We start from the raw sequence: 7,446 nt of genomic DNA, 5'->3' as shown, positions 1-7,446 counted from the left end.
GTGTCCTCGCTCCCGTTCGGACCCGAGAGCTGCCCGAGCTGAGGGGCACCAGCACCACCCCCTGCGGGGCCCGGGCCGTCCGGCGGGCTGTCCGGCCCGGGCCCCGCAGGGGGTGGTGCTGGTGCCCCTCAGCTCGGGCAGCTCTCGGGTCCGAACGGGAGCGAGGACACGACGTAGCAGAAGGTGCTGTTGAGCTTCGTGCCGAGCGTCATGACGGCGACGACGACGGCGACGGCGATCAGGGCAACCAGGAGGCCGTACTCGACCGCTGCGGCGCCGCGCTCGGGGCGGGCGATGCGGGTGCTGATCCAGGCGGTGATCGTGGAGACGATCGTCTGCATGTCTGACTCCTTGTCCTAAGAGCGTCTGTCCCTCAGCGCCACCGACGGTGCGACCGGCCGGTCTCCCGGTCCGTCCGACCCTCCTCTCCGACCCTGCTGGGTCTGGCCGGTCCCCCATCTGGTGGGAGGTCTCCCTCGTTGGGGGATATCGGGGGACGGCCGACCGCGCTGCACCCCCCGGGCGGGCGGTTGCAGGGTGGGACCGCGGGTAGTCCTGGTGGAGTGGTCCTCGGGGCGCCCCGTGGGGGCGGAGCTACTCGATCAGGCCGCGGCGGAGCGCGAGGGCGACCGCCTGGGTGCGGTCCACGGCGTCGAGCTTCCCGAGGATCGAGGAGATGTGGGTCTTCACGGTCTCGACCCCCACCTGCAGGCGGGACGCGATCTGCTTGTTGGACAGCCCCTGTGCGAGCAGCGTGAGGATCTCCCGTTCGCGCGGCGAGAGCCCGCCGTCGTCCGGACCTCCCGCGGCCAGCGTGGTGAGCTCCGTGAGCACGGACCGGGCGACCGCGGGGTGCAGGACGGCCTCGCCCTTGGCGATCCGCCGGGCGGCGTCGGTCAGCTCGGCGTGGCTGACGGTCTTCAGCAGGTAGCCGTCGGCTCCCGACAGGACCGCCTCGCCCACGTACTGCTGCTCGTCGTGCACGGTGAGGACCAGCACCCGGATCTGGGGCTTCTGGGCCTTCACCCGCTTCAGGACCTCCATCCCGTCCATCCCCGGGAGCCGGAGGTCGAGCATCACGACGTCGGGCTCGTGCTCGAGGATCACCTCGAGCGCCTCCTCGCCGTCCCCGGCCTGGGCCACGACCTCGATGTCCTCCTCGACATCGAGCATCGTCACCAGGCCCTCGCGCACGAGGGTGTGATCCTCCACGACTACGACCCGGATGCTCACCGCGTCAGTGTACGGTCCCGTCCGAGCGCTGGGGGGGAGGCGACCGGGGGGTTAGACTCCGCCTCAGGGCGCCCGGCCGTCCCTCGAGCACGACGGCCGCGGGTGGCGCCTGTCGACAGGCGGGACTGAAGCCATGGGTGGACCTCCGAGGGCAGCGTCGTCGGTCACGCAGCCGCTCCTCGACGCCGTGGCCCGCGCCCTCGGCGCGCGTCGCGCCTATCTGGCCCTCGCCGGGACGAAACCCCCCGTCGGCGGGCGGGCGGGCGTCGTCCGCCGTCGCGCCGTCCACCACCTCGCCGTGGACGTCCCGGACCTGGAGCCGGCCCAGCAGCTGGTCCTGGAGCTGGCGGCCCCGCCGGCGCCCGCGGACAGGCTGGTCGCGGAGGCGCTGGCCCGGGTGTTCTCGGCCCGTCGCCGCCCCGGACCGCCGCCGGGTCCCCACCTGTGGGACCCGACCCCCGTGCTCAACGCCTTGACGATGCCCGAGGACAGGCGGCCCGAGGCGATGCTGCGGGCTGCCCTCGTCGCCGCCCGAGCCAGGTCGGGAGCACTGGTCACGAGCGGCCCGGCGGCCAGGACCTGGACGCTGGGCGGCGACGGGGCGGCGATCCGGCGCGCCGCGGCCATGGTGCTGGAGGGAGAGACCGGACGGGTCGAGGTCGGGGCGGACCGTTTCCTCGGGCTCCCGGTCGTCCGTCACGACCGGGTCGTGGGGGCCTTCGTGGCCCACGAAGGGAGCGACGGTCCGGGGGTGCGGGCCTCGGTCGCCCTGATCGCGCTCGCCCTGCCGAGCGCGCCCGAGGACAACTCGCCCGCGTCCACCGGCCGCGACGATCTCCTGCGGGCTGCCCTCGCGCCGCTGAGGTCCTGCCTCGTCCTGCTCGACGGCGGAGGCAGGCTGCTCGCCGCGAGCCCGCCCGCCGAGACCCTGTTCGGGCTCACCGACTTCGACCAGGGCCAGGGGATGGACGGACGGCTCGGCGACCTCGACGTCTCCGCGCTCGTCGCCGGCGGGCCGCTGCCGCGAGAGATGGCCACCCGGGACACGTGGATGGAGCTCTCGGCCAACCCCCTCCCCGCGGGCGGGTACGCGCTCGTCTTCAGCGACCGGGCGCCGACCGCCGAGGAGCAGGAGAACCAGGCGGCGCTCGTCGCCGCGATGTCCCACGAGCTGCGGACACCCATCGCCGGGATGAAGGCGCTCATGGAGGTGCTGCGGATGGTCGGCCCGGGCACCGACCCCGACCGGATCGCGGCCCTGCTCAGGGAGGGTATCCACGAGGCCGGACGGCTGGAACGCCTCGTCGAGGACCTCCTGCTCACCGCCCGCGTCGCCACGGGCGGGATCCGCCCCGTGCCGGACCGGGTCGAGCTGCGCCCGATCGCCGAATCGGTGGTGGCCCTCCTGGGCCCCCGGTACCCCGAGACCCGGTTCACCGTGACCGGCGTGGCTGGCGCTCACGCCGATCCTGCGCTCGTGCGTCATGCGGTGTGGCATCTGGCGGACAACGCCGCGAAGTTCGGCCCCCCGGGCGGGAGCGTCGAGCTCGCGATCGAGGAGGGTCCGGACGGACCGCTGCTCTCGGTCACCGACGAGGGTCCAGGCGTCTACTCCGGGGACATCCCGGACCTGTTCCGCCGGTTCCACCGGATGGAGCGCAACGCGAAGTCCCAGCACGGGGGGGCGGGGGTCGGTCTGTACCTGGTGAAAGCGGTCATGGAGGCCCAGGGCGGGAGGGTGGAGGTTCGGTCGAGGCTGGGCAAGGGGTCGACCTTCTCGCTCCGCTTCGCGTGCGCTCCGCCGGACTAGTAAAAACTTTTCAAATGGTCTAGACTCGGGCTCCGCGCCGGACCGGGCGGCGCCCTGTCACCGAGGACCAGAGGGGGACGTGTGGAGACGAAGCTTCGCTACGAGGTGGGTTCGACGATCGGCGGGTACCGCGTCGATCGCGTAGAGCCCCTGGAGAACCTCAAGGGCACCTACTACGAGCTGACCCACGTCCCCACGGGGGCGAGGCACATCCACATCGAGGCGCCGGACGACAGCAAGGCGTTCAACGTGGCGTTCCCCACCGTCCCGAAGGACAGCCGCGGCGTCGCGCACATCCTCGAGCACGTCGTGCTGGCCGGCTCGGAGCGTTTCCCGGTCCGCGACCCCTTCTTCTCCATGACGTCGCGTTCCGTGCGCGACTTCATGAACGCGATGACGTTCTCGGACACCACCGCCTACCCGTTCTGCTCCCGCAACGACAAGGACTTCCACAACCTGCTCGAGGTGTACCTCGACGCCTGCTTCTTCCCGCGGATCGAGGAGTCCTCGTTCAAGCAGGAGGGACACAGGCTCGAGTTCGAGCAGACGGACGACCCGACCTCTGGGCTGCGGATCAAGGGGGTCGTCTTCAACGAGATGAAGGGCGCCATGGCGTCGTCGCAGGCCGTCCTCGGACGCTCGATCGGGAAGGCGCTGATGCCCGGCTCGACCTATGCGAACAACTCGGGCGGGGATCCCGCGGCCATCCCGGACCTCACCTGGCAGGACCTGCGCGACTTCCACGCCACCCACTACCACCCCTCCAACGCCCTCTTCTACACCTACGGGGACATGGACCTGCCGACGCTGCTCGGGCGGATCGAAGAGCTCGCGCTCTCGCGGTTCGAGCGGATCGAGGTAGACGTCTCCATCCCGGACCAGCCCCGCTTCACCGAGCCCGCCACCTTCGCCGATGTCTACCCCCTCTCTCCCGAGGAGGACCCGTCGCGCAAGACCGAGGTGCTCGTGGCCTGGCTCACGACCTCGCAGGCCGATCCCTTCGAGGCGCTCTCACTCGAGGTGCTCAGCCAGATCCTCGTCGGGAACGCGGCGGCCCCCCTTCGCAAGGCGCTGATCGACTCGGGGCTCGGCGACGCCCTCGCCACCGGCAGCGGGTACAGCGACTCCTACAAGCAGGCCGTCTTCGGCGCGGGTCTGAAGGGGACCGACCCCGAGCACGCCGAGGAGATAGAGCGGATAGTGCTGGAGACGCTGGCCAGGCTGGTCGAGGAGGGGATCGACCGCGAACTCGTCGACGCGGCGATCCACCAGTTCGAGCTGCACACGCGCGAGGTGACGAACTCCGGGTTCCCGTACTCGCTGCGCGTGTGGTTCCAGCTGAAGGCGGCCTACCTGTACGGGGGCGACCCGTACCGCGCCCTCCAGCTGGAGGCCGACTTCGACCGCCTCCACGCCGAGGTGTCGGCCGGCCCCTTCTTCGAGGGTCTGATCCGGCGTCACCTGCTCGACAACCCGCACCGGGCCCGGCTCGTCGTCGCGCCCGATCCCGAGCTCGAGACCCGGCAACAGGAGGCCGAGCGCCAGCGCGTCGAGGGGGTCGAGGCGTCGCTGAGCGAAGACGAGAAGAGGGCCATCGTGGCCGAGACGCTCGCGCTGAAGGAGGAGCAGGAGACGAAGCAGGACCTGTCCGTGCTCCCGACCCTCGAGCCGACCGACGTCCCGCTGGACATCGAGGAGGTCGCGCTCGAGATAGAGACGATCAACGGCGCGACGGTCGCGTTCTGCCCCCAACCGACGAACGGCCTCTCGTACGTAGCGCTGCAGGCCGACTTCTCCGGGCTCGACGAGCGGTTGAAGGGCCTCGTCCCCGTCTTCGCTCGGGCGCTGTCTCGCGTGGGAGCCGGGGAGTACGACTACGTGGGCCAGGCGGTCCGGGTCGACTCGTACACGGGAGGGATCGCGGCCTTCCCCCACCTCCGGCGCAGGGCGGACGGGTCGATCGAGCAGGCGATAGGGCTCAACACGAAGGCGCTCGTCCGCAACCACAAGCCGTTCATGGAGATCCTGCGCGACGTACTGTCGGCCCCCCGGTTCGAGGCGGGGAGGCTGCGCGACATCATCGCCGAGCAGCGTGTCCAGACCGAGAGCGCGGTGATCTACTCGGGACACGCCTACGCGGCGATGCTCGCGGGGGCGAAGCTCACCCCGCTCGGCGCGCTGAACGAGAGGTTGAACGGGCTTACCGGGCTCACGCTCCTGAAGGACCTGTCCGCGAAGGGGGACGACCTGTCCGAGCTCATCGCGGACCTGGAGGCGATAGCGGAGCACGTCTTCCGCGGCGGCAACCTCCACATCTGCGTGACGGGCGAGGAGCGGTCCCTCGGGGAGCTGCGCGACCTGGTCGCGGAGACGCTCTCCGTGCTCCCGGGCGACGCGACACCCGGCGGTGATCTGCCCGAGGTGGAGGCGTCCGAGCGGTTCGACGCCCGGACCACATCCGTCCCGGTCACCTACAACGCGAAGATGGTGCAGACGGTCGGGTTCGGGCATCCCGACTCGGCGAAGCTGAACGTCCTCGGCAACTACCTCAAGAGCCACTACCTCCACCGCGAGATCCGCGAGAAGGGTGGCGCGTACGGGAGCTTCGCCTCGCAGAACGCCGAGGGCGGGATCTTCGCGTTCATGTCCTACCGGGACCCCAACGTGGCCCGGACGTTCAGGACCTTCGACGAAGCGGTGAAGCACGCCATCGAGACGGACCTCGACCCCACGGAGGTGAAGGAGGCCGTCCTGCAGTCGCTGAGCCAGGTCGACCCCCTCCTGTCCCCGGACACGAAGGGCCGCAGGAGGTTCTTCGACGACCTAGCCGGGTACACGCGCGAGGAGCAGGCCCGGTTCAAGGAGGCCCTCCTCAGCACCGCCCCCGAGGACCTGAGCCGCGTCGCCGCCGAGCACGTTGCGCAGGGTCGCAGCGCACTCGGCTCCGTGGGGAACGCCCAGAAGATCGAGGAGGCCAACGCCGAGCTCGGGGGCCTCTTCGAGATCGGACCGGTCTAGAGGTGCGGCGGGGGCCGGCTCCGGCCGGCCCCTTCCCGCGCTCAGGGGGTGCCGGTGTAGGTCGCGCGCAGCTCGCCGGCCGGGTGGTACGCGATAACGGTCAGGTCGCCCGGCCGGGTCGGGTCGAGCTGGATCGTCCCGGACTGGAACTTCCCGCCGCCGGACGAGCTGAAGGTGACGGGGACGGGTGCCGGCAGCTTCGACCCCGTGAACACCCCCGGGAACGCCTTGGCATCCGTGGCGGGCGCCCCGTCGAGCTGCGCGAACGCGGCGCCCGCGAGCGGATAGAGCGGCGCGGGGACGGCGTCGACCCCCGTCGTGCACCGCGCGATCCCGGTCGTTGAGGCGTTGGGCACGACGGTCGGACCCCCGGGGACGGCCACCGTCGGCGGCCGGCTGTAGATCTTCACCACGCAGTGGTTCTCGGCTCCCGCGGCGACGCCCGCGGGCAGCAGAACCGCGGCCAGACCCAGCAGGACCAGGACCCTCATCCCCCGCATCTCGCCTCCCTCTCGGAATGGTCAAAGGGATTACACATCGGACCATCGATGTCCTGTCGCGCTGCGCGCCTAGACTTCCGTACATGCGTTCGGACATCCTCCACGTCGACCTCGACGCGTTCTACGCCTCGGTGGAGCGCAGACGTGACCCCGCCCTGCGCGACGTACCCCTGGTGGTGGGGGGGCGGGGCCCCCGCGGTGTCGTCCTGTCGTGCAGCTACGAGGCGAGGGCGGTGGGGGTCCGCAACGGGATGCCCGGCACCCGGGCGAGGCGGCTCTGTCCCGACGCGGTCTTCGTCCCGCCCGACTTCGACGCCTACACGGAGGCGTCCCGAAGGTTCCGGGCGATCCTCGACGAGATGACGCCGATCGTGGAGCCGATATCGCTCGACGAGGCCTTCTGCGACGTGTCCGGCGCCCATGCCCTGTTCGGAACGACGGAACGCATAGGGGAGACGATCCGTCGGAGGGTTGAGTCGGAGCTCGGGATCGTGTGCTCGGTCGGGGCGGGTCCGACGAAGCTCGTCGCGAAGCTCGCGTCGCGCGCGTGCAAGCCGGATGGCCTCCTCGTCGTGGACGACCCGCGGGCTTTCCTGGACCCCCTCCCCGTCGAGGAGCTGTGGGGGGTGGGGGAGGCGACGGCGACGGTCCTGCGCCGGCTCGGGCTCCGGACCGTCGGGGAGCTGGCCGCCACGCCGGGATGGGTGCTCGCCCAGGCCCTGGGTCCGCAGCTCGGCTCCCACCTGCTCGCGCTCGCTAACAACCGCGACGAGCGCCGCGTCGAGCCGCAGACGGAGGCCCGCAGCGTGGGAGCCGAGGAAACGTTCGACCGCGACCTGTCCTCGGAGGACCGGATCACCGGCGGTGATCCGGTCCTCCGAGGAC

General features: G+C 71.3%; 6 protein-coding genes. 3 read left to right on the top strand and 3 right to left on the bottom strand.

Annotation, left to right across the window (positions count from 1 at the left end):
• Window positions 1-128: 128 nt before the first annotated feature.
• Together VM840_05340 and VM840_05335 are read right to left on the bottom strand one after the other, a co-directional pair.
• Window positions 129-341, bottom strand: coding sequence for a Flp family type IVb pilin (locus VM840_05340; protein HVL80999.1), 213 nt, complete (start codon window positions 339-341; stop codon window positions 129-131).
• 253 nt (window positions 342-594) lie between these two features.
• A complete protein-coding gene (locus VM840_05335) occupies window positions 595-1,233 on the bottom strand; it encodes a response regulator transcription factor (protein HVL80998.1) in 639 nt (212 codons plus the stop codon).
• A 133-nt stretch (window positions 1,234-1,366) separates the two neighbouring features.
• On the opposite strand from VM840_05335, the gene VM840_05330 reads away from it, so the two are divergent.
• Together VM840_05330 and VM840_05325 are read left to right on the top strand one after the other, a co-directional pair.
• The gene (locus VM840_05330) at window positions 1,367-3,043 is read left to right on the top strand and encodes a HAMP domain-containing sensor histidine kinase (GenBank protein ID HVL80997.1); all 1,677 of its coding nucleotides are present in this window, start codon (window positions 1,367-1,369) and stop codon (window positions 3,041-3,043) included.
• 81 nt (window positions 3,044-3,124) lie between these two features.
• Window positions 3,125-6,061, top strand: coding sequence for an insulinase family protein (locus tag VM840_05325; protein ID HVL80996.1), 2,937 nt, complete (start codon window positions 3,125-3,127; stop codon window positions 6,059-6,061).
• A 41-nt stretch (window positions 6,062-6,102) separates the two neighbouring features.
• On the opposite strand, the gene VM840_05320 is transcribed toward VM840_05325, so the two are convergent.
• On the bottom strand, window positions 6,103-6,561 hold the full coding sequence (locus VM840_05320) for a hypothetical protein (GenBank protein ID HVL80995.1): 459 nt from the start codon (window positions 6,559-6,561) through the stop codon (window positions 6,103-6,105).
• Between the two features lie 83 nt (window positions 6,562-6,644).
• Here VM840_05320 and dinB point away from each other — a divergent pair.
• Window positions 6,645-7,446, top strand: an 802-nt coding sequence (dinB, locus tag VM840_05315; protein ID HVL80994.1) for a DNA polymerase IV, incomplete at its 3' end; no start/stop codon positions are given.

Source organism: Actinomycetota bacterium, assembly GCA_035540895.1.
Taxonomy (GTDB): Bacteria; Actinomycetota; JAICYB01; order JAICYB01; family JAICYB01; genus DATLFR01.
Note: the sequence above shows the minus strand (reverse complement) of the source record. Positions and strands in the feature narration are given on the sequence as shown.